This is a genomic window from Desulfocicer vacuolatum DSM 3385, assembly GCF_900176365.1.
Classification (GTDB): Bacteria; Desulfobacterota; Desulfobacteria; order Desulfobacterales; family Desulfobacteraceae; genus Desulfocicer; species Desulfocicer vacuolatum.
On the sequence record NZ_FWXY01000016.1, the window covers coordinates 14771 to 38502 of the forward strand.

Genomic DNA, 23732 nt, shown 5'->3' on the forward strand with positions numbered 1-23732 from the left:
AATGGGAGGCAGTACACCTGCCCCCCATTTTTCCCGAAACCATGGCGCTATTCGTTCACCCGCTCCACATACTCCTTGGTCCGTGTATCAATTTTTATGAGCTGCCCTTCCTCCACAAAGGGGGGGACCTGAATTTCAAATCCTGTTTCCAGTGTGGCGGGTTTGGTGTCCCCTGTTGCCGTATCTCCCTTGGCCCAGGGATCGGACTGTGTCACCCGTAAATTAATAAAATTGGGCAGGGTCAGACCAATGGCTTTATCATTAAAGAATAACACCGTACACACAGTGTTTTCCTTCAAAATATCAATGACATCCTCCACCTGATCCGCCCCGAGGAATTCCTGCTCATAGGTGGTGGTATCCATGAAGCAATAACTGCCGGGCTCTGCATAAAGATACTCCATCTCCTTTTCTTCCAATGTCGCCTCTTCAAACTTATCCCCGGAACGAAAGGTTTTTTCAAACTGGGCACCGGTGATCATGTTTTTAAGTTTACATTTATAAAGGGCCTGGCCCTTTCCCGGTTTTTTAAACTGAAAATCCACAATAATATATGGATCACCGTCAATCTGAAATTTAAGTCCCTTTCTTAAATCGCTTGCATCATACATTATTTTATTCTCCTGACGTTAACTTTTTAATGGCTGCTCATGGCCTTGTCTACATAGACAGCATCGCTAAAATGTTCTAATAAAACACATTCCCTTTAATTAGGCAATGCCATGATAAAAACAACTTGATTTTTTATTGCTTTTATATAAAAAATAGGATCACTATGCAAATTTAACCGATGCATGCCCATTTTTGAAAATTTTAAGCAGATGCATTCACCAGAAAAAAACGACATACTAATTTCAGGAATATAATTTAACATGATACTTATTATTGACTTCGGCTCACAGTTCAATCAACTCATTGCCAGAAGGGTCCGGGAGCACGAGGTATATTGCCAGGTTGAACCCGCAGGGTTTGGCATTGACAAAATAAAGGCATTGAAACCGGAAGGCATCATTCTTTCAGGCGGTCCTTCCAGCATCTATGAGGAAAACAGCCCCACCATTGATGCTGACATATTCAAACTGGGAATTCCCATCCTGGGCATCTGTTACGGCATGCAGTTCATGGTTCACACCCTGGGGGGCAAAATAGCACGTTCCTCAAAGCGGGAATATGGTTTTGCAACCCTGAATATTTCAGACGAACAGAACCTGTTTTCAGGCATGGACAGCTCCCTTCAGTGCTGGATGAGTCATGGAGATTCCACAGAAAGTCTGCCCGGCACCTTCACTGTCACCGCATCAACCCAGAACACCCCCATTGCAGCCATTGCCGACACCAAAAACAATTTTTACGGATTACAATTTCACCCTGAAGTTGAACATACCCACCAGGGCAAGGAGATGATCCGAAATTTCATCATTGATATCTGTCATTGTGAGAAAAACTGGAACATGGAGTCCTTTGCCCACACAGCTGTCCAGGAAATTAAAGACGCTGTCCAGGACAAAAAAGTAATCATGGGACTTTCCGGCGGTGTGGACTCTTCTGTGGCCGCCCTCCTGATCCACAAGGCCATTGGAAAAAATCTGCATTGTATTTTTGTGGACAACGGGCTTTTGCGAAAAAACGAAAAAGAAGATCTCCAGGAAAGCCTCACCACCCACCTGGATTTAAACATTAAATTTGTGGATGCCCGGAAAATATTTCTGGATGCCCTGGAAGGTGTCACCGACCCTGAAGTAAAGCGAAAGGAGATCGGCAGACTCTTTATTGAAGTGTTTGACGCTGAAGCCAAAAAAATAGAGGGCGCTGACTTCCTGGGTCAGGGCACCTTATATCCGGATATTATTGAGTCAAAATCTGCCTTTGGGGGCCCCACCTCCATCATCAAGTCCCACCACAATGTGGGTGGACTTCCTGAAAAAATGAAATTAAAACTCATTGAGCCCCTTCAGCTTCTATTTAAGGATGAAGTGCGTCAACTGGGCCTGGAACTGGGTCTAAACGAAGATCTGGTTTGGCGACAACCCTTTCCCGGACCCGGACTTGCCATTCGAATAATGGGAGAGGTATCGGAAAAACGTCTGAACATACTCAAAGAAGCCGATGCCCTGATTCTGGAAGAGATCAGAGCCGCCGGTCTTTACCGGAAATTATGGCAATCCTTTGCCGTTTTACTTCCCATTAAAAGCGTGGGTGTAATGGGGGACAAAAGAACCTATGACAGCTGCATTGCCATCCGGGCGGTGAACAGCATCGATGCCATGACCGCTGACTGGGCAAGGCTGCCCCATGAACTGCTTGCCAGGATGTCCAATCGGATCATCAATGAGGTGGACGGCGTGAACCGGGTGGTGTTTGACATCACTTCAAAACCCCCTGGAACCATTGAGTGGGAATAACTGTTGAGGGCGGACCGGGATCAGAATACGGTCTGCCCATGGCAGTTTATAAGAAATACTCCGAAAACTAAGGGAGTATTTCAGGCTTTGTTGTGGGCAGGCCGAGGTCAGAATAAGGTCTGCCCGTGGCAGTTATATGAAAAGATAACGTTCAATTGCCCAGAATAGATCTTGATTAAGGAGCCATATCATAATGGAGACATTAAAGATATCCGAAGAAGACACAGCACCGTCTCTTTCTGCATCCTTTTATAAACAGGAACTCAATGAACTGAAAATCGAAAAACTGGGAAATAGAATTACCATTATATCTTTTATCCTTCCCTGCCTCATTGGCGCCATTCTCGTATATGCTTACATGGATATCAACCACCGGGTGGTGGATGCCAAAGACTCCGGAAAAAGCGACATTGAACTGGTCAGCCAGGACATGGAACTTAAAATAAACGCCATTAATGTTGAAATTGCCAAATTAAAATTTTCCCTGGATCAGCAACTTCCTGGCATCACTGCCCAGATTGAGGAGCTTTCCGCACTTAAGGCCAACCGGGAGGAAACCCTTGCCTCGTTGGAAGGTCTGAAAAAAGAGGTGGCAGTGAATAGAGATCAGTATCAGTCGGCCATCCACATCCTTGACCGAACCAGTAAAGAAAATCTGGCTATTATCAATAAAACAGGCGAAAGACTCAATAACAACGCCCAGGCCTTTGAAGAAAAGATATCCCGGCGCATGGAAAATCTTGAAACACAATCCAATGAAACATTTGCGACTTTTAAATCGTCTTTAAAAAAAGATATTACCCGCATGGAAAACCTGGATATGAATCTGGCCTCCTATGAAATGACCATGAAAACCCTTGGCGAAGATCTCAGCCAGACCAAAAAAGCATTCAAGGAGCAGTTGAAAAACATGGTGAGCCAAAAGGAAATGGCAACCCTTAAAAACCAATTGAAACAAAAAATCAATCAAGACGCTTTGACCGGCGGACTTGCAAAACTAAACAAACGCATTGACACCCGTCTGAAACAACTTGAAAAAAATATTAACAAAGCATTATCCAGTACCGGCAACCCTGCCAAAATCAAGAAGCGTGCAGCTAAACCCCCAAAAAAATCCCAGAAATCAGCCCCCCTGGTGATCTCTGTACCGGAGCCTGGAAAAATTTCAGAGACAGATCTCACCCAGTAAGAGCGTGTTATTTTTTCCTGCCCCCCACCACCAGTACATCCCCTGGGTGTATGTAATTTTTAAATGTCAAGTTATTCCACTGGAGAAGGGTCAAAACGGAGATACCGTATTTCCGGGCAATCATGGTGAGATTTTCGCCCTTTTTAACCACATGAATTTTTCGATTATTTTTAACCATCCATTGGGCCACAAGGGGCTTGAATCGCTTATAAAACCCCTTGCCTTCTCCCCTGGGGATCACAATATCATAGGTTCTTTTACAAAGGAAATTGCCCCTGAGTTCGGGGTTCAGATCTTTAATCTCTTTAAAAACAGTGTGGGCGGCCCTGGCCACCAGATTTAAATTCAACCTGCCCGGCGAGGCAAACTGCACACGGTCATGGAATTCCGGGGGGTAGTAATCATTTTTTGTAAGGATAAATCCATATTTTTCAGGCGCTTGCATAATCATCTTCACGGCAGCTATTTTCAACAGATAGCGCCGGGTCTCCAAAGAGAGGTAAAGGAAATAATAATCATTGACCTCCTGTACTTCAATGGCGGCGGCAAGGCCGTTTTCCCCCATGTTATAAGCAGCCAGGGCCAGGGCCCAGCTTCCAAACTGTCCATGGAGTTTCTTTAAATATGCACAGGCGGCCCTGGTGGATCTCAAAAGATTTCGCCGATCATCCACACAACCATTCACCTCCAGCCCATATTTCAGGGCCGTTGATTTTATAAACTGCCAGTACCCGACGGCCCCTTTGCTGGAGCCGGCATGGGGCCTTAATGCACTTTCCACAACTGCCACATATTTTAAGTCATCGGGCAACCCCTGTTTTTTCAGTATGGCTTCAATGGGGGGGAAAATTCGAGAAGAACGTTTCATCCATAACAATACCTGGGAACGATTCCACAGGGTCAATAAAATTTCTTTTTCAAGGCCTTCCCTGATCCTGGGAATATCCGTGGGAACCGGCTCGCCAGCCACCAGGATGGGCCCGGTGAACCGGGTGGCCCCAACAAGGTCCGGCAATTCTGATTGGATTAAAACCGAGGTGTCTGATGCATTGGCGGGACAAAAGGCAGCGGCCCCAAAAAAGATGAACAGCATACCAATCGATTTGATGAATCGTCCCATGAATTTCATGAACAGCGGTCTCCTGTTTTTTTCATATGAAAAGGCAGCCTCCAAGGCAACCTAAGGCAGAGCCGCCCCTCCCATGGGTAATAGGAACCGGATAATTGAGCTGTCTACAGTTCCGGTCCGGGCCGGGGCGGCGGTATGATACCATTTGGCTCCGCGTCTACGACCCTATATTTGTTGTGTCCGCCGGGAAATGTTGGTTTATATGAAAGACTCAGCAAATCAAAGGGGTATTTCAAGCTTTGTTGTGGGCAGAGCGAGATCAGTACAAGGTCTGCCCGTGGCAGTTTATATGAAAATGATGTATCCAAACAGCTAAAATAAGAATTACCGGTTTTTTTATTTATTGCTATCCTTTTATATGATAGATTGCCCCTTATGTACACCTTACCCGTTATATTATTTTGTACCGGCATTTTGTCAGGCGGCATCCATGCTTACTTTTGGGGTCAATCTTTTTTTGACTGGCTTTTTGCCATTGCTGTGGGGGGATTTCTTGGCAGCGCCCTGGGAGCAGCGGCATTCATATATAAGTATGCGGCCCGGGAAAAAGCCCACAAACGAGAAAAACACAATGGACTGAATACCTTGGCAGGGGCACCCGGCCCTGCCCCCAAAGCCCTGACTGACCGGTCCCGGTCAAAAAAATTATCCCCCCTTCCCGGGGAAACATCTCCACTTGAAACATTCCTTGAAAAAAATTCCGGCAACCCAACCAGGGCCGAAAAGATTCAACAACTGGAAAAAGAACTCAACGCATTGAAACAAAAGAGAGAAAAAGGCAATTAACCATGGCAATACAATGGTTCCCCGGCCACATGCTGGAGACAAAAGAATTTCTTAGACAAATGATTCCAAGCGTGGATGTAGTTCTGGAGGTGCTGGACGCCAGATTACCCATATCCAGTGCCAATCCCCTGCTGGATAAAATATGCAAAAGCGTTCCCCGGGTAAAGGTTTTAAACAAAAAAGACCTGGCAGATCCCAATGCCACGACCCAGTGGCTGACATATTTCAATGAAAAGTTTCATGGGCAATGCGTTGCCATTAACGGTACAAACAAAACAGAAACCTGGAAAACTGTGGATGATGCCGTGAAAACCATCAACCGGAACAAGGCCCGCAAAGCAAGGGTTATGGTGGCGGGCATCCCCAATACAGGCAAATCCACCATCATGAACTCCCTGGCCGGTAAAAAAATAGCTAAAACCGGAAATACCCCGGCCATCACCCGACATCAGCAACGGGCCGGTCTGAAGAATAAAATCGATGTTTATGACACCCCGGGTATCCTGTGGCCCATCCTGGAAAATCAGTCCGGGGCCTGTCGACTGGCTGCCAGCGGTGCCATATCTGACACGGCCATGGATTATGCTGAAGTGGCCCATTTCACGGCAGACTATCTGCTGGAACGTTATGAAGCCCAGCTCCGGGAGCGATACCGACTGAAAGATCCTTTTCCCTCAACGGCCAATGAGCTCATTGAAGCCATTGGCACCCGTCGGGGCTGTTTAAAAAAGGGGGGCATCCTGAACTGGCAAAAGGCCTCCGAAGTGCTCATCCGGGAATTAAGGAGTGGAAAAATCGGCAGAATCAGCCTTGAATTTCCAAGGGACCACCTTACCCCTTCCCCGGAGTAGCCCCCGGACTCCTTAAAAGAGCTTTCATAATGCGCCCTTAATGGACACCACATCACCCACTGTCTCAAAATCTAATATCACAAAAAGAGTACCCCATGATAGCTTGTTATGATTATGTAAAATCCCACATTGTCCAGGTGATCACCCTGGCCCTTTTCATCTTGCTTCCGGTGTCCTTTACCCATGCGACCCTTCAGGGAAGTCCCACCCCGGATCAATCCGGTAAAAATATACAGCCAGCTCCCCTTCCCCAGTTAAATTACAGTCGGGATGACGCCTACACCGGCATGACCATTGTCAGATCCCTTGAAAGATACCACTATTCCAGAAAAAAACTGGATGATGTACTATCGGCAAAAATACTGGATAAATACCTGTCCACCATTGATCCTGCTAAAAACCTCTTTACCCAGAAGGATATCAAAGAATTTGAGCAGGTGAAATACTGGCTGGACAACTCCCTGGAGCGGGGGAATCTCAATCCGGGCTACGTAATTTTTAATATCTATTTACAGCGCTCCATGCAGCGCCTCCAGTACATTAAAAACCTTATTCCGGGGTGGAAAAAACGCTTTAATTTCACCCAGACAGATTTTATCTCCCTGGACCGGGACAACGACCCCTGGCCGGAAACCATGGCAGATCTTAAAACCCTCTGGTACCGGGAACTGAAAAATGACATCCTCACCCGGAAACTTGACGGTGTGGCCCCAGATGAAATCACCACACTTCTTGAAAAAAGATATCACAACAGGCAAACCCGACTGGTACAGATTGACGAAAAGGATGTTTTTTCCAGTTATATGAATGCCGTGACCATGAGTTTTGATCCCCACACCCAGTATTTCCCCCCCCGGGCCTCCGAAGACTTTGATATTCAAATGAGCCTCTCCCTGGAGGGTATTGGTGCCGTGCTCCAAACCGAGGACGAATATACCAAGGTGGTGAGACTCATCACGGCAGGCCCTGCAGACAAATCCGGCAGACTCAAACCCGGGGATAAAATCATGGGGGTGGGACAGGGACTTAAAGGAGAAATCCAGGACACCGTGGGATGGCGCATTGATGAAGTGGTGAAACTCATCCGGGGCCCCAGAAACACCATTGTCCGGCTGGAAATCATTCCTGCGGATAAAAAAGGCGCCCAGCACGCACAAATCATTGTTATCAAACGCGATGAGGTAAAGCTGGAGGAACAGGCGGCCCGGAAAAGACTCAAAACCATCATCCAGGGCAATACCCCTTACAAAATAGGCATCATTGAACTGCCCACCTTTTACCTTGACTTCAAGTCCTACCAGGAAGGTAAAAAAGACTATCGAAGCACCACCCGTGATGTCCTTAAGTTAATTAAAGAACTGAAAAAAGAAAACATTGACGGCCTGGTCATGGATTTAAGGGACAATGGGGGGGGATCACTTCAGGAGGTCAATGATCTCACCGGCTTGTTCATCAAAGAAGGTCCCACCGTACAGATCAGATCCCGTAACGGAGACATGTCCCAGATGGATGATCCCGATCCGGCCATTCAATACCGGGGGCCGCTGATGGTGATGATCAACCGCATGAGTGCATCGGCATCGGAAATATTTGCCGGGGCCATTAAAGATTATCACCGGGGAGTCATTGTGGGCACCCAGACCTTTGGAAAGGGCACGGTCCAGGCCATGCAGTCCCTGGGGTCGGGTCAGCTTAAATTAACCAGTGCAAAATTTTACCGGATATCCGGAAAAAGCACCCAGAACCACGGAGTTCTTCCAGACATAGAATTCCCCCCCCTTTACAACAGCAATGAAATCGGAGAAAGCGCCCTGGACAATGCCCTTCCCTGGGACCGCTCCCCCCATGCAGAGTACCGGGCCTTCCGGGATATGGCCCCCATTTTGCCTCTGTTGCAAAAAAAACATCATCAGCGCATTGCCCATAATCCTGATTTTAAATACCTCAATGAAAAATTCCAAAGAAACACGGAAATGTTCAAGATTAAAGCGCTCTCCTTAAATGAAGCAGAAAGAAAAAATCAAACAGCGCAGCTGGATAAAGAAGAGTTGGACATGGAAAACCGTTACCGCACGGCAAAGGGACTTGCCCCCATTGAATCTGTGGCTGCATTGAAAGAACAATGGGACGCAGAAGAAAAAAATAACGATGACAATGATTGGGAAAAAAAGGACCTGCTTTTGGTGGAAACCACCCACCTGATGGCTGATTTCATAGCGATTTCACGTGCCAGGGGATATAAGTGGTAATTTATACCCTGTTATGTTATTTAAATGCTGATTGTTTTTGAATTAAAAATAACTGCCGTGGGCAAACCCGTTCTGATCCGGCCCTGTCCACAACAAACAACAATAAAAGGAGTATTTCATGGCAAAAGCCAGTGCCCGCCATATCCTGGTGGAAACAAAAGAAGCGTGTCAAAACCTCATTGATGAAATAAACAATGGTGCCGATTTTGCTGAACTTGCCAGACAGCATTCAAAATGCCCCTCCGGAAACAGGGGAGGAGAATTGGGTGAGTTTGGTCCAGGCCAGATGGTACCGGAATTTGACCGGGTGGTATTTAATGAAGAGGTGGGGAAACCCCACGGCCCGGTAAAAACCGATTTTGGATACCACATTGTAGAAATTACAAGCCGTACTTAGTAAAGCATTTCACCTTTTTAATGCCCCAATGATCAATTCTGTATATTTATTCTCCGGAAAAACAGGGTCGTGCATTCGGTATCAAACATACAGACCAAAGCTGTCATCATTTTGATATCTCAAAGATAATGCACATGGCCCGGTTCACGCCATTTCCGGACAGATGCCAATGAAAAAAATTGATCAATTGATCATTGGGTTGCAGGGTAACGCGTCCATGGGCACATCTGATTCACATCCGTCTGCACAAACCGTTGCAACGTCACTGCGCCCGGGACGAACCATACTAACCATTTTTCTTTGCCTTATCATTTTTCTGTGCAGCCTTCCCTTTTTGCTTCCCAAACTGATCAACAATGATTATATCAAAGCCAAAGCCTTTTCCCTCATGGGACAATCATTGTCAGAAAATATCCATGTGGATCACATTGCCATGGTCTTTTTTCCCCGGCCCGGTTTCAGACTTGACGGGATTAATCTTTATCACAAAAAATCCCTTGGTATTGGCATTAAAACTGCTTTTTTATTCCCTGACATCGGTACGCTTTTTTCCAGGAATCCCATGCCCCTCACCGGTGAGATTCTCCTGGAACAGACCACCCTGGTATCCTCGGAATACAATAGAAGTCCTCTTCCCCGCCCGGCAATTATTAAAAACAGCAGCATCAAACGCCTTGCCATACACTTTTCCTATACTTCTTTGGAACAATTTTCCTTTAATTTCAAGGGATCGCATCTTAAAATCCCGGCAAGCGCCCACCCGAAACACCCCATTTATGCCCGTTCCCTGGAAGGTGAAGCAAAAATAACCCCACACATATTATCCCTGGTCCTTGGGCCCGCTGAATTTAACAATCCTGCCATGAACCTGGAAATACGTTTTCTCCGGGACAATGTGGCACACACCTCACAGCTGAGCTTTACCGGTGAACATGTCCATATTCCCCCTTTGCGGGCCATGTCATCCATTTTTTTAAAAAAAAGCGCCATTGCCACCACTTTGTTCAACATTGTAAGGGGGGGAACCGTTCCACAAGTCAATGTTACTTTTAACAACAAAAATGATCAATTCCTGTTTGACCCCAAGAAAATGCGCATTGATGCCAGGCTCAAGGGAGGCACCATTGCCATCCCTTCCACCCAACTCATTGCAACGGATGTCATGGCAACGGTACAGGTGAAAAACGGAATGTTATTGCCGGAAATTTCCCAGGGAACAGTGGAAGAGGCCCGGCTGAACCGGGGTTCCCTACAGGTGGACCTGTTGAATAAAAAACATCCATTCCAGGGGAAGTTTTCCCTTAAAGCCGATCTTGCAAAATTGCCCGGAGTATTGAAATCCCTGTTGCCGGGTACCCGTCTTTCCCGGGAACTTGAACTCACCGAAAACATCGCCGGAAAAGCAACCGGCACCCTGGAACTTACCCGGACCGATGAACACCTCAATGTGGCTGTCCATTGTAAAAATATTGATGTGACCGGAACCTACCAGCGTTTTCCCGGCAACAGCTTTCACCTCCGGGCAGATACGTTTTCCTTTCAAAAAGAGAAAATAACCATAAAAGGTATTGAGGGCACCATGGGCCCCTGGCAAATTTCCCATGTTTCAGGGGAGATATCCCCCAGATCCCCCCACCTTTTTCACATCGCCTCGGCCCGGGGTGTCTTTCCCACACAGGAGACACTTGCCTGGTTAACGCAATTCCATGCCATGCCTTCCCCGGTGATACCATTTTCATCCCTGCAGGGAACCCTTACCCTGGACCAAGTGGACCTGAAAGGGATCATGTTTTCCCCGGCCCATTGGACATATGCAATAAAAGGTGGCCTTAACCGGGGCTCACTTTATGACACCCCGGAAAAAAAAGGCATCTCAGACATATCCTTCTCCTTTGACCTTTCCCCCCAAGGATTCTCACTGAAAAACATCACCGGCACCCTCCATGACACAGCATGGGTGATGAAAAACAGCCCCCAAAACCAATTGTCCGTATCCCTGGCACAATTAATCCAGGATATACACCCCCCCATAACCTTCACCCGCACAACCCTGGAAAAAAACCGTCAAGCCGTCTCATTTCAAGGTCAGGCCCACCTTCCCGGAGAAATTTCCATGGCAATGACAGGGAAAGTCAGCAATAAAAACATCATCCTGGAAGAATTGGAAATAAAAGATCCAAACCTTTCCAGGGCCACGGTGTCTTATTCCCCCGGAAGTCCACTGACATTTAAGGGGAGATTAAACATAAAAACCCTGAAACATGTTTTTAAAAAAAACAGCGACACCGCAGCTGTATTAACCATCCCGGGAATCAAGGGAGACTGTGTCCTTGCCGCCAACCCCCAAGCGGGGGTCACCCTGTCCATGGACCGGCTGGAGTTGGATACCCTCTGGGCTGTTACAGCACCCCAAAACACAAAAACGGTTACCGTCAACAAGACTGGACAAATGAACACCAAAGGGAACAATAATGCACTAATTGACCATATGAAAATGATCCCCCGACCCATGCTTGTCAATGTGGGCACCCTTGCGTGGAACCGTTTCCTTATTTCACCGCTTTTATTGGAAATTTTCCCCCGACCCACGGGTACGGATGTGGCTATCCAGGCATCAAAGTGGTGTGGCCTGCCCATCACAGGGAAGATACAAAAAAAGGCAAATACGATTAACTTGACTCTGGAGTCAAATGCCCGGAACCTGGATTTTGCCACCATCTTTGGGTGTCTCATGGAAAAGGGCACCCCCATTCAAGGCAGCTACAATTTAAAAACAAAACTGTTTGCCATGTCCCGGGAGAACGTCCCCCCGGGCCCCGGTTTTATTTCTGGGTTCCAGGGTCCCTTTGAACTTTATGCACACAATGGCAGAATTTTTCAAATGACCTTTTTATCCAGAATAGTATCCCTCATAAATGTTTCAACGCTTTTAAAAGCAAAACTGCCAGACCTCTCCCAGCAGGGATTTGCCTATGACACCATGATTTTTAAAGGAAAAGTCAAAGAGAGTCGAATTTTCATCAAAAAAGGCGTCATCAACGGTGTGGACATGACATTGCTCATCACAGGATGGATTGATCCGCTGAAAAAAACCATGGATCTTCTCTGTTTTGTCTCCCCCCTGAAGTCCGTTGACACCCTTATCCAGAAACTGCCCATCATCAACACCATGTTCCAGGGGGATCTCATCTCCATTCCCATCACTGCAAAGGGCAGCATTCATGATCCTGATGTCATTGCCCTTTCCCCGGTGGAAGTGACAAAGGGCATTTTCAATACCCTGAAAGACATCCTCACCACCCCCCTGACCCTGATGAAAGAACTTCCTTGAAAATTTAAACAGAGTGTCATAAAAAAAATAGATTCATCCAGTTATCCATCCATGATGTGACAGGCAGCGGGCCTGGCCCGCACCCACAAATTCATGGCAGAAAGCAAGGCCAAAAAGGAAAAAACATGTATTTAATTTCATTCTATGTCCCCCCGGACCATCTTGAAACGGTGAAAAATGCCCTGTTTAAAAAAGGTGCCGGAAAAATCGGTCACTACGATGCCTGTGCCTGGCACACCATGGGCCAGGGGCAGTTTCGTCCCCTGGCGGGAAGCCAGCCCTTTAAAGGGGAAGAAAATATCATTGAACAGTGTGAAGAAGCCAGGGTGGAAATGGTGTGTGAGGATCATATACTCAAAACCGTTCTCCAGGAACTTGTCCGGGTTCACCCCTATGAAACCCCTGCCTACCATGCCATTCAGGGGGTAACGCTTGAAAATCTGTGACCATCACGCCCGGGACTACACGGCCCCCTTTGAAACCCGGTTGACCATGGGCTACTCCACCCTGGATACCCGGGGACTGATCAAAATGGTCAGTATTATGAATTTTCTCCAGGACACAGCTTCGGAACATGCCTCTCATCTGGGTGTTTCCGGATTTGATCTGGCCCGGCAAAATGCGGCCTGGGTGATATACCGGTATCACATTGAGATTCACTCCCATCCCGGATGGCTGGAAACAGTGACCATGTCCACCCACCGCCGTGCCTGGAAAAATCTTTATGAGGTTCGGGAGATTCTCATGAAAACAACGGGTAAAAAAAATCCCTTTATCACCGCCACAACGGCCTGGGTCATGGTGAATAGAAAAAACCAGCGTCCCTTGCGTCTGGATAAACATCTTCCCCGGGGGATGCTGGCCAGCCCCTTGAGCCGGGATCCATTTCCCCAGCCCCTGCAACCCTTTGAGCGTGTGGATTTTGAACTTTTTTTCAAGGTGAGAATGCATGATCTTGATCTCAATGACCATGTTAACAATGCCATCTATGTGGAGTGGGCCGTTGAAACCCTTCCCCGGGAATTTCTGGAAAAATACCGACCGGGAACCGTTGATGTGATTTTTCAAAAACAGGCTTTTTATGGTGATATCATTGTATCACGCACCCAGATCACCTTCCAGGCAGATCTTTTGCCAATCACCGTACACACCATTGAAAAAAAGACAGACAGGGGAATACTGGCCACCCTCCATGTCACATGGAGGCATCAAAAGGATGATAAAACGAAATAAAACCAGTGACATCTCAACTGCCCGGGCCTATAATATCTGTATTAGATTTCTGGCACCCCGCCCCCGCAGTGAGCAGGAGATACGACGTCATTTAACAAAAAAAGATATTCCGGGCCGGGTGATTGATGACACAATTCAAAGACTCATGGAAACAAACCTGGTTGACGATGCCGCCTTTGCCCGGATGTTTGTGGAAAGCCGGGAGCGCCACAAACCCAGATCCAAATTTGCCCTGGGATGTGAATTGCGGCAAAAGGGAATCAAGGACAGCATTATTGACAAAAGTCTTGAAGATATTGACGAGGAAGTGTCAGCCTGGCATGCGGTGCAACCCCGGCTCAGGTCCTGGCAAAGACTGCCCCCTGATAAATTTAAAAAAAAGCTGTTCAACTATTTACAATACCGGGGATTTGGCTATGGCATCTGTCTGACCACCTGGAACAAGGTGATGCCAGACCCGGAGGAGCAGCCATAAGGATATTTAAAGATGAAAATTAATTTCTTTGCCATTGGCGGCACCATTGACAAGGTCTACTTTGATGCACTGAGCCAATATCATGTGGGTTCCCCTGCCATTGAAACCATCCTTAAAGATGCCCGGGTGAATTTTGAGTATGAGATCACATCCCTTCTTAAAAAAGACTCCCTGGATATGACCCCCACGGACCGAAAGAGCATTTTGGAGGCCATATCCAATGACCCGGCACAATTTATTGTCATCACCCATGGCACAGACACCATGGTGGAAACGGCTATCTCACTGAAGCCCATCAAAAACAAAACCATTGTTCTCACCGGTGCCATGGAGCCTGCCAAGTTTAAATCCAGTGATGCCGCCTTTAATCTCGGGTCGGCCATTGCAGCGGTTCAGACCCTGCCGCCCGGGGTGTACATTGCCATGAGCGGCAGGATTTTTGATCCTGAAAAGGTTTCCAAAAATCGTGAAGACAAGCAATTCCAGGACAAATAGAGCAAATTTCAATGTGCCAGGATTTTCAACCGGGCACGGTTGTCCCTGCCCAGAAATTTGGCAGCCAGTGCGGAGAGCTCTTCCGGGGTAACAGCATGGTAATCAGAATAAATCTCCCGGGGCCACTGGAGTTGTTCCGGATGATGCCATGAGCCGGACATCACCGATTTAAGCCAGTATCGATTTTTTTTCTGCATGTCCCGGATATGGGTCAACACAGGGGGCAACACCAGGGCCAGCTCCTTTGCAGTGACCCCCTCGTGGGCCAGATTATCTGCTATTTTTTCCATCTCCAGCATCACTTGATCTGCCATTTCAGGGGCCGTGGCCACTGTGGCATGGAGCACCCCATACCCCTTGTATGCCTGGGAAGGTTCATTCATGGCATGGGGAGAATAGGTTACCCCCAGGGTTTCCCGAATCTGTTTTCTCAACCGTTCGGAAAAAATCTGGGCCAGCACATTCAACCGCCGGGTCTGGTGAATATCCCAGAAATCATCTGATTTAAAGGCAAGGTGAACCAATCCCTTATTAATCCTGGAATCCACTTCGATCACCCTGGCCTGTCCCATGGGGAAGACAGGCTGCCTGGACGGGGTGCCATGGAAAGTCAGGTCCCGCATGGGTAAAGACCCCAGATACACGGCGGCAAGAGCCTTAACCTGTTCCGGCACGATATCCCCGGCAATGGAAATCTCCAGGGGTGCCCGGTTGAAAAAAGGCATTAACCACCCCTTTATCCCCTCCAGAGTAAGGGCATTCACCGCTTCCATGCCAGGCATTCCAAAACGGTTATCCCCTCCGGCAAAAAACACATCACCCTCCAGGGCCATCATTCCCTGGGGTGACATGGTGAGTTCTTTGTACATCTGGCCATACCGTTCCCGGGCAAGATCAAAGGATGTCTTTCTGAATCCCGGGTCCACAAAACTTGCCTGGAGCAACTGCAATACAAGTTCCACCTCCTTTGCATCGGCCTTGCCGGAAAAAAAGAAGCTGGTGTGATCCATGCCGAACTCCAGACTCACATCCCGACCGGCCAGGGCCGCTTCCAGGGCGTCCATGTCCAGGGCCCCCATTCCGCTTTCATTGACCACACTCTCAGCAATCATGGCAAGTCCGGGCAAAGAAGCCGGTTGGGACTGCTTTCCAGGCCCAAAGTCCACTTTAAAAACAAACTCCCCTTTTTTAAAATCACTCTGGCGTAGATTCAAGCGCACCTTGTTTTCAAAATCAATTTGAACAATGCCCGAATCTTCCAGAACCGTTGTAGCTGTTACCTTCCCCGGCGTCACAGGTTTTTCAAGATAGGGAAAGGTCTGGAGATGGTCATTGACCCAGGGTTTTACCGGCCGGGCTGCACTTTTTTTATAAGCGGCTGCAATCACAGCCCCAGGAGAGAGATCCTCCCCGGATATCTCTGCATTACCGGTGACTTTTATCAATAAATGATCTTCATCCCACAGGGAGTAAAAGGCTTTATTGATATCCCCAAGGGTGAGGCGTTCAATAAAGGGCTTGAGAATTTTCAACTCATTTTCAGGGGATTGAAACACCCGTTGACGATTAATTTCCCGCACAATTTTTCTTGAAAGCCTTGTACTTTCACGGGATTCAGCACGGTTCACCGCGCTTTCCAGGGACTGAATCACCTCAGCTTTTACCCGGCGAAACTCCTCTGGGGTAAACCCGGAAACCAGTGCCCGGCGAAGGCTCTTTTCCAGAAAAGCCAGAGAAGCCTGCCACTGCTCCGGATCTGACTCCGATGCCACCACCGTGAAATGGGCATTATGGAAATAGGTGCCGGAATAGGCACCGGCATCGGAAAAAGGCGCTTTTTGCTGGCTCACGGCCCGGGAAAGACGATTCTGGAGCATCATGTTTCCCAGCTCTTCAACGGTTCGCTGCTGGTAGGCCTGAAGGGTATCAGGTTTAAAATCAACTTTTTTAACCGTTAAAATGGAAACCTCTGTGTTACCGGCTTCGGGTTCAAAATGGTAAAATGTTTTAAGACCGGCATGGGGGGTCCACTCATCCGGGGGTAGCAAGTGCACAGGTGCCCGGGGCACCATATCGCTGAAATTCTTTACAATTCGCTCTTTTGCCAGCTCAAGATCAAAATCCCCCACCATGACCAGCACCATATTTTCCGGTCGATACCAGGTATCATAAAACGATTTTAACAGGGCATGATCCATTTTTTCAAGCACCTCATCCGTGCCAATGGGAAATCGCCGGGAAATCATTGATCCGGGCATTTCAAAGGCCATGGAGGCTTTGAATGTGCGATAGGACGCTGAATCACGTTCTCTTTTTTCAGCCAGTATCACCCCCCGTTCCCGCTCCACCTCCTCCGGCAGCAACAATGCCCCCTGGGCATAATCCTTCAAAACCCCCAGGGCTTTATCCATGCTTTTACTGTCATTGACAGGCAGGAAAATATCATACACCGTTTCATAAAAACCGGTGTGGGCATTGGCATCGGGACCGAACATCATCCCAATGGATTGAAAGTACTCCACCAGCTCACCGGGTTTATAATGGGTTAAACCGTTAAAAAGCATATGCTCCAGATAATGGGCTGATCCCTGCTGCCCATCTGCTTCATTCATGGAACCCACCTGGACATCAAGATGCATGCTGATACGATTTTTGGGTGTGGTATTGGCCATCAGCACATAGCGCAGACCATTTTCAAGTCGGCCTTGAACCAGTGCAGGATCCGGGAGAAGCGTTCCCGTGGTAATTGCAGGGGAAATACTTTTTTTTCCAGGGGAAAAGGATCCCATGGACACCTTATCCTGGGCAAAATCTCCATCATCGATTACAGTAGAACAAGCCGCCATTATCAAGGGCAAAGTTAAAGTCATCAGAAGTGCAAACCATTTTCTATTAATCATGACAACGCCTCCAGTGGATACACATTATCCTTCACGGGCAGATGTGATTTTAAAGTTTTTAGAAAAACAAACAGCATCTGTCATTTTGTTTTTACCGTTTTCAGAGCAATATTCCCGTTTTTAAAAACCGCTTTCAAAAAATAGCAAACAACTTTCAGGTCAAATGATAGATACCGGAAAAGCAAAACCAATCCCGATTATTTTATCCACAATAATCATCAATTTTATGCATGGCAAATGGGCAGATTGTTTTTTTAAAGCCACATTAAAAAAAGATGGCCGAAGCACAATGCTCCGGCCAGATTTATCTATTCTCCAAAAATCAGGAATTTCACATACGGATATATGGATGTTTTTGAGAGCCTGTTTAAAAATTCAAAGACCCAAGGCAAATCCCGTGGGATTGCAACCAAGTCATCCATATTTTAAACAGAATCTGAATTATTCCAGAAACCCCGGTTCAATTTCTATGGTACTTTTTTCTTTCAATGCCGTAATCCAGTCTGCATAGGCCGCGTTTTGTTTCATTGAGAGCAAACTCTTTTTTACGTCATCAAGGTTTTCCTGGACGTTGGCTTCCTCCGGTACCTGTTGTTCTTTCATGGCAATGAGGTAGTATCCATCATGTCCCTTGAGTACCCCGGGATAAACGGTGTTATCTTTAAGCTGAAAAGCAGCTTCAACAATGTCAGGACTCTGCCCCAATTCCGGAATGGTCTCTTTTTTACCAAAAAAAGCTGTTGACTTCAGGGGAAGTGATTTCAAATCTGCCAATGTTTTAAGATCTTTACCCGGTCCTGCATCATCGAGCCACGCCTGGGCCGCCTCTTTGGCTTTTTTATCCTGAAGTTCCTTTTTAACTGCCATGACCACCTTGTCTTTAACGGTTTCCAGGGGCAGATCTTCCGGTTCATCTCTGTCAATGGGCTTGATAATGTAAAAAGTATCTTCCACCTCTTTTACATCACTTATTTCCCCCACGGGCAATGACAGAGCTACACTGGCAAAGGCCGGGGCATTTTCCCCCATTTCCTTTGGCCCTGTGGCATCAAAGGGGCCTTTTTCCAGCACGGTGGCACCGGCAATAAGGCCTGCCTGCTCCAGATCATCCCCGTCAATGACGGCATCAAAGGCAGTGGATGCCGCAGTGTAAGCAAGGCTCTTAAGGTCTACATTTTCAAGTTTTTTTTCAATATCCGGGGTGGCATCTTCCATGGAACGGGTGCTGGCTTCTGTGCGTCCATTGACTTTAATGATGTGCCACCCAAACATGGTTTTCACAGGCTCACTGATTTCATTGACAGCCATGGAAAACGCTTTATCACCAAAGGGTTTTACCATGTCATCTTTTTCAAAGCTTCCCAGGTACCCCCCGTTGTCTTTGCTCATGTCCTGGGAGTATGTTTTGGCAAGCTGAGCAAAATCTTCACCGGCAACGGCCTTGTCATACACTTCCCGGGCCTGTTTTTTTGCAGCATCCACAGCAGCGTCATCGGCATCCTCCGCCACCCGGAAAAGAATATGGCTGGCGTCCACCTTTGCAGGCGAAAAAAATTCATCCTTATTGGCAAGATAATAGGCTTCCACTTGATCCTTTGAAATGGCTGCCTTCCCTTTAAAATCATCGACGCTGAAGCTTAAATACTGCACCGTAACCCTTGGCTTGGACTGATATATTGCTTTATTTTTCTCATAATAAGCTTGAATTTGATCTGCTGTGGGGGTCAGTTCCTGAAATGTATCGGGGTCTGAAAATAGATAATTAAGACTTACCTTGGTTTCATTGTCACGGTACCATGCCCGGGCTTCAGGGTCTGTCACTTTGATATTTTTCAGCACCAACTCCCTCACCCGGTTCTGGCGAAGTGTTTCCCTGTGACTGGGTTCAAAGGCCTCAGGACTGAGTCGGTTCAGAGATAACACCCTTCGATAGGTTTCAATGTCAAATTTGCCATCCTTTTGAAATGCCGGGATGGACACCAGGGATGCCTGGAGCTCTGCATCGGAGACTGTCAATTCAAGGGCATCAGCCTCCTGGGAAATCAACATATCCTCGATGAGTCGATCCATGGCCATTTTTTCAACCTGGAGAAGTTTGAGCAAGTCATCGTTGAGGTTATCCCCAAAACGCTGGCGCATCTGTTCAATAACATTTTGATGGGATCGTCTAAATGCATCCATTGAGATGGGCACATCATTCACCAGCGCCACCTGACCACCCGTTTTTGATCCCATGGAACCCATTCCCAGAAATACAAAAACAAGGACAATCAGGCCAAGAATAACCTTAATAATCCAGGACCCGGTGTTTTCACGCATCAGCCTGAGCATATACTCTCCTTATGCCATTCATAATAATTAATATAGCAATTGCAGATAAACCCGTCACGGTTGACTTCCAAATATTATTTATTAATAAATAGAGAAAACCGGGCAAAATTCATCCACAACAAAATTTTGAAAATTCAGTGACTCGCCGCATGTTTTATTTAAACAAAGAAAGCAATTAACAAATCTGCTTTTTTAACGCGATCTTCAGCCATGTGTCAAGGGTTATATAAGTACCATGGAACATCTCCAATTTCGGGAATCTCTCATATGATCCCAAAAATAATTTACTCTTTTTTGAAAAATCCCCCCAAAAATGGACACATGGTTCTGGAAAGTGTAAAGCAGAAATAAAGGATGCCGAATTCCCATGGCATTGTCAGAACATGCCGCGTGAAAGACAGGCTTTTTACAAAGTTTCAAAATTTATGTTGACAGACGAAGGGATTTCAACTATTAAGGTCTTGTTTTTCTTGTGGGGCTGTAGCTCAGATGGGAGAGCGCATGACTGGCAGTCATGAGGTCAGGGGTTCGATCCCCCTCAGCTCCACCACAATACAATAAACAGGTGTGCTTATTTGAATTTTATTTGTGTGCTTGCTAACATTATCCATCACAGATACAATTTAACTGAAATTATTGTATTTTGAATTTATATCTTGTGGGGCTGTAGCTCAGATGGGAGAGCGCATGACTGGCAGTCATGAGGTCAGGGGTTCGATCCCCCTCAGCTCCACCACAATTTTGGATAAATATATTTACCTTTTTATTTTTCAGGCGCCGTTGTGGGCAGTCTTAACAAATAAAGAGGTTTTTTGTTTTACCCCCTAAAAACAACGTTTTTTTCATTGCCGCACACACCCCCTCCACGATAAAATACAGACACCTTCCTTTGACTTACAGTTGTTCAGACCTATTTTTAGATAGTAGATGCAAACAAACAGGATCAAAGTAACCCGTGCATCAACCATTGAACTAAATTTTGGGCTTGTTCATAATTAGGGTCATTTGTGATAATTTTTTAATGCTGAAAAACAATATTTTTAATTACAGCACATTGTGGCCAATAAAATTTCACATCACATACAGTGACCCAGCTTATGATTATCCCCTGAACTCTTACAAAGGAGGGACAAATCATGACTGCTTTAAAAACCAGAATTTTCATTATTTTTTCTCTGTTGTTCCTTACATTGTCTTGCCAAAGCATGGACCTGCAAAACTCAGACGGGGCCTATTATTCCGGCAGACACGCCGGTGCGAAACTGGCAAAACAAGACGCACTGAACCACAGATGCACTGATTATAACCGTCAACCATCCAATTTCATGAGGATGCAAATCAAAACCCACTTAAAAGCAGACAAAACCCACAGATCCCCATCATATATCAAAGGATTTAAATGGGGATATCGTGTTGCTTTCAGGGATTACGCAGATACCTATTGTGGCGGGAATGATTATTCAGAATTATTGAATCACTAAATCCTGCTGCTCACAAAAATATCCCTATATATTTCCCCCACAAGACAGCCCATGAGGAGAAAAGCCTTTTCATAAAAAAACCTTCACAATGGTGTGGCAATTATTTATCTTTGCTGCGAGTGGGCCGAGTTCAGAATACGGTCCGCCCGTGGCGACTATATAAAAAAGCAACTTCCAAATTTACCTAAGGGGGCACAGCCCCCCGAGGGGCAATGGGAATCGGCCAATTGAGCTGTCTACAGCTCCGGCCGGGACAATTGCCCCTCGGGGGGGGCAGCATAATGTCATTTTCTATATTCATTGTGTCCGCCGGGACATGTGGGGCACACCATTCTTACTCGTTTATCACAAAAGCCCTTTCTCACACTGGGCCTGAATGGCTGTAATGGCCACGGTGTTAACAATGTCCGTAACAGTGCATCCCCGACTCAGATCATTCACAGGATACTTCAATCCCTGGAGAAGGGGCCCCACAGCCACAGCACCCGATGATCTCTGGACAGCCTTGTAGGTGTTGTTTCCCGTGTTAAGATCAGGAAAAACAAATACCGTGGCAGCACCGGCCACATCACTCTGGGGCAATTTGGCCTTGGCCACAAAGGAGTCCACGGCCGCATCGTACTGGATGGGCCCTTCAAGTTTCAGGCCCGGCATGACATTGTCTGCCCTTTCACGGGCAAGCTCTGCAGCCCTTCTGACCTTATCCACATCGGCCCCCTTTCCCGAAAAACCAGTGGAATAAGAAAGCATGGCCACCACCGGTTCAATGCCAAAGGTTTTGGCAGTCTGGGCCGAGGTAATGGCAATCTCAGCCAACTCCTCAGCATTGGGGTCTGGATTGATGGCGCAATCGCCATACACCAGCACCCGGTCCTCCAGGCACATAAAAAAAACACTGGAGACAATGGAACATTCCGGGCGGGTACTCAAAATCTGAAGGGCCGGGCGAATGGTTGCTGCCGTGCTGTGGGCCGCCCCGGACACCATACCGTCGGCATGACCGGCAAACACCATCATGGTGGCATACTCGTTGACACTGGTCATCATATCATGGGCGTACTCCGGAGTAATTCCTTTATGTTCCCGCAGGGCATAATAGCTTTGAATATACTCATCAAAAAATTCAGAATCCGGGGGATTAATAATATTCACCGATGGCATTCGAAGCCCCAGATTATTGATCTTTGTTTCAATTTTATCCCTGTTGCCCAACAAGGTAATGTTCACCACTTCCCGCCGCATTAAAATTTCAGCAGCCCTTAATACTCTTTCCTCCTCACCTTCCGGGAGAACAACATGCTGTTTATGAGCCTTGGCTTTTTGAATCAGCTCCAACTCAAACATCTGGGGGGTTTTTATGGTGGTACGAGTCTTAATAACCTTTTCCGCCAGCTTTTCCGTATCCACATGCTTTTCAAAGGTGGCCAGAATCCGGGTGATTTTTCGCTTATCCTCGGGGAAAATGCCTGCATGGAGATTATTGATGCGGGTGGCTGTGGGAAAGGTGTTTTCCTTAACACTTAAAATGGGACAAATACCCGGGAACCCTTCAATCAACTCCTGCACAGGTCCTGTGGGCTTCAGTCCGCCGGTGAGTATTATCCCTGCAATGCTTTTCTGGGACCGTGAGGATACCGCCGCAAGACAGGCCACAATGACATCTGCCCGATCCCCGGGGGTGATGATTAATGCCCCATATTCAATTCTGGGCAAAAAATTCCTCAACTGCATGGCGGCAATGGTAAAATTGTACACATGGCGGGTGAGCTGATCTTCACCCCACAACACCTCAGCCCCCAGTTCTGCCACGATTTCACTCACGGTTGGACGATTCAGTGAAGACTCTTCAGGAATGGTGTAAAGCAGTTGATTTTCACCCAGACTATGCTTTGACAGTCGATCCATGATCTCCCACCCGGAAGCGCCATCGGTTCGGGTAACAATGGCACCAATGGTGGGACATTTTCTTTTTGCCAAAGCCGCAGAAGCTGTTTCCACAGCCTGAATGGTTTCATCCACGGTTTTTCCCTGGGACCCTGCCACCATGAGCACCGAGGCGGAAAGATTTTTACTGATTTCAGCATTGATATCAAAATCAAATTCCGATGAAGCGGTCAAGGAATCGGTTCCCTCGCACACCACAAAATCACACTGGGCTCTAAGGGCATTATAACGGTTAATAATAATCTCAAACACCTCTTCCTGCCTGCCGTGGGAGGCAAGATCAGTGGCTTCTTCCGCAGTGAGCCCATACATTTGATCCAAGGGAATACCAAGATTAAAACAGGCGTCCATGAGCTGTAGATCTTTATTAACACCATATTTTTTCTGAACAATGGGCCGAAAAAAACCCACCTTATCAATTTTACGGGACAACAGCTCCATAACACCCATAGTAACAACGGTTTTTCCGCTGCGTGGCCCAGTGGCACTGATATACAAATTATTGGTCATGATATATCTTTATTTATCCTAAGAAGTTA

General features: G+C 46.9%; 18 protein-coding genes and 2 tRNA genes. 15 read left to right on the forward strand and 5 right to left on the reverse strand.

All coding sequences use genetic code 11. The annotated features are described in order from the left end of the window. Nucleotides 1-47 precede the first annotated feature (47 nt). Complete coding sequence (gene efp, locus B9A32_RS14130; protein ID WP_084070100.1) at nt 48-611, reverse strand: elongation factor P; 564 nt, start codon at nt 609-611, stop codon at nt 48-50. A gap of 261 nt (nt 612-872) precedes the next feature. Here efp and guaA point away from each other — a divergent pair, with 261 nt between their 5' ends. Both guaA and B9A32_RS14140 read left to right on the forward strand, forming a co-directional pair. Beyond that, entirely contained in the window at nt 873-2402 is a 1530-nt protein-coding gene (guaA, locus tag B9A32_RS14135) for a glutamine-hydrolyzing GMP synthase (RefSeq protein WP_084070101.1), read from the forward strand. Nucleotides 2403-2595: 193 nt separating this feature from the next. Continuing rightward, nucleotides 2596-3591, forward strand: coding sequence for a hypothetical protein (locus tag B9A32_RS14140; protein ID WP_084070102.1), 996 nt, complete (start codon nt 2596-2598; stop codon nt 3589-3591). A 7-nt stretch (nt 3592-3598) separates the two neighbouring features. Here B9A32_RS14140 and B9A32_RS14145 read toward each other — a convergent pair whose 3' ends face one another. Next, nucleotides 3599-4720, reverse strand: a complete 1122-nt coding sequence (locus B9A32_RS14145; RefSeq protein WP_084070103.1) for a lytic transglycosylase domain-containing protein — start codon at nt 4718-4720, stop codon at nt 3599-3601. A gap of 375 nt (nt 4721-5095) precedes the next feature. On the opposite strand from B9A32_RS14145, the gene B9A32_RS14150 reads away from it, so the two are divergent. The 9 genes from B9A32_RS14150 to B9A32_RS14190 all read left to right on the forward strand — a co-directional run bounded on the left by B9A32_RS14150 (nt 5096) and on the right by B9A32_RS14190 (nt 14537). Continuing rightward, nucleotides 5096-5506: a hypothetical protein gene (locus B9A32_RS14150; RefSeq protein WP_084070104.1), complete on the forward strand. Its 411-nt coding sequence runs from the start codon at nt 5096-5098 to the stop codon at nt 5504-5506. A gap of 2 nt (nt 5507-5508) precedes the next feature. Next, nucleotides 5509-6357, forward strand: coding sequence for a ribosome biogenesis GTPase YlqF (ylqF, locus tag B9A32_RS14155; RefSeq protein ID WP_084070105.1), 849 nt, complete (start codon nt 5509-5511; stop codon nt 6355-6357). Between the two features lie 95 nt (nt 6358-6452). After that, nucleotides 6453-8606 carry a carboxy terminal-processing peptidase gene (locus B9A32_RS14160; protein ID WP_084070106.1) on the forward strand — a complete coding sequence of 718 codons (2154 nt, stop codon included), beginning with the start codon at nt 6453-6455 and terminating at the stop codon, nt 8604-8606. A 118-nt stretch (nt 8607-8724) separates the two neighbouring features. Beyond that, on the forward strand, nt 8725-9003 hold the full coding sequence (locus B9A32_RS14165; protein ID WP_084070107.1) for a peptidylprolyl isomerase: 279 nt from the start codon (nt 8725-8727) through the stop codon (nt 9001-9003). A 169-nt stretch (nt 9004-9172) separates the two neighbouring features. Beyond that, nucleotides 9173-12334 carry an AsmA-like C-terminal domain-containing protein gene (locus B9A32_RS14170; RefSeq protein ID WP_170923839.1) on the forward strand — a complete coding sequence of 1054 codons (3162 nt, stop codon included), beginning with the start codon at nt 9173-9175 and terminating at the stop codon, nt 12332-12334. A gap of 125 nt (nt 12335-12459) precedes the next feature. Further along, nucleotides 12460-12780 carry a YqfO family protein gene (locus B9A32_RS14175; RefSeq protein ID WP_084070109.1) on the forward strand — a complete coding sequence of 107 codons (321 nt, stop codon included), beginning with the start codon at nt 12460-12462 and terminating at the stop codon, nt 12778-12780. Then, nucleotides 12767-13567, forward strand: coding sequence for an acyl-[acyl-carrier-protein] thioesterase (locus B9A32_RS14180; protein ID WP_084070110.1), 801 nt, complete (start codon nt 12767-12769; stop codon nt 13565-13567). The genes B9A32_RS14175 and B9A32_RS14180 overlap by 14 nt, the downstream gene beginning before the upstream one ends. Continuing rightward, a complete protein-coding gene (locus tag B9A32_RS14185) occupies nt 13551-14042 on the forward strand; it encodes a regulatory protein RecX (protein ID WP_170923840.1) in 492 nt (163 codons plus the stop codon). The genes B9A32_RS14180 and B9A32_RS14185 overlap by 17 nt, the downstream gene beginning before the upstream one ends. 12 nt (nt 14043-14054) lie before the next feature. Then, nucleotides 14055-14537 (forward strand): asparaginase domain-containing protein, encoded by a 483-nt coding sequence (locus tag B9A32_RS14190; protein ID WP_084070112.1) that lies wholly within the window; start codon nt 14055-14057, stop codon nt 14535-14537. Between the two features lie 8 nt (nt 14538-14545). Here B9A32_RS14190 and B9A32_RS14195 read toward each other — a convergent pair whose 3' ends face one another. Then, complete coding sequence (locus tag B9A32_RS14195) at nt 14546-17326, reverse strand: M16 family metallopeptidase (RefSeq protein WP_170923841.1); 2781 nt, start codon at nt 17324-17326, stop codon at nt 14546-14548. Here B9A32_RS14195 and B9A32_RS21400 point away from each other — a divergent pair. Continuing rightward, nucleotides 17325-17561 (forward strand): hypothetical protein, encoded by a 237-nt coding sequence (locus B9A32_RS21400; RefSeq protein ID WP_170923842.1) that lies wholly within the window; start codon nt 17325-17327, stop codon nt 17559-17561. The genes B9A32_RS14195 and B9A32_RS21400 overlap by 2 nt on opposite strands. 317 nt (nt 17562-17878) lie before the next feature. Here B9A32_RS21400 and B9A32_RS14200 read toward each other — a convergent pair whose 3' ends face one another. Beyond that, nucleotides 17879-19768 (reverse strand): peptidylprolyl isomerase, encoded by a 1890-nt coding sequence (locus B9A32_RS14200; protein WP_084070114.1) that lies wholly within the window; start codon nt 19766-19768, stop codon nt 17879-17881. Nucleotides 19769-20242: 474 nt separating this feature from the next. Here B9A32_RS14200 and B9A32_RS14205 point away from each other — a divergent pair. From B9A32_RS14205 to B9A32_RS14215, 3 genes are all read left to right on the forward strand, one after another. Next, nucleotides 20243-20318 (forward strand) — tRNA-Ala (locus tag B9A32_RS14205). A gap of 110 nt (nt 20319-20428) precedes the next feature. Further along, nucleotides 20429-20504 (forward strand) — tRNA-Ala (locus B9A32_RS14210). A 400-nt stretch (nt 20505-20904) separates the two neighbouring features. Further along, nucleotides 20905-21249, forward strand: coding sequence for a hypothetical protein (locus B9A32_RS14215; protein ID WP_084070115.1), 345 nt, complete (start codon nt 20905-20907; stop codon nt 21247-21249). Nucleotides 21250-21594: 345 nt separating this feature from the next. Here B9A32_RS14215 and pta read toward each other — a convergent pair whose 3' ends face one another. Beyond that, nucleotides 21595-23703, reverse strand: coding sequence for a phosphate acetyltransferase (pta, locus tag B9A32_RS14220; RefSeq protein ID WP_084070116.1), 2109 nt, complete (start codon nt 23701-23703; stop codon nt 21595-21597). Nucleotides 23704-23732: the final 29 nt, after the last annotated feature.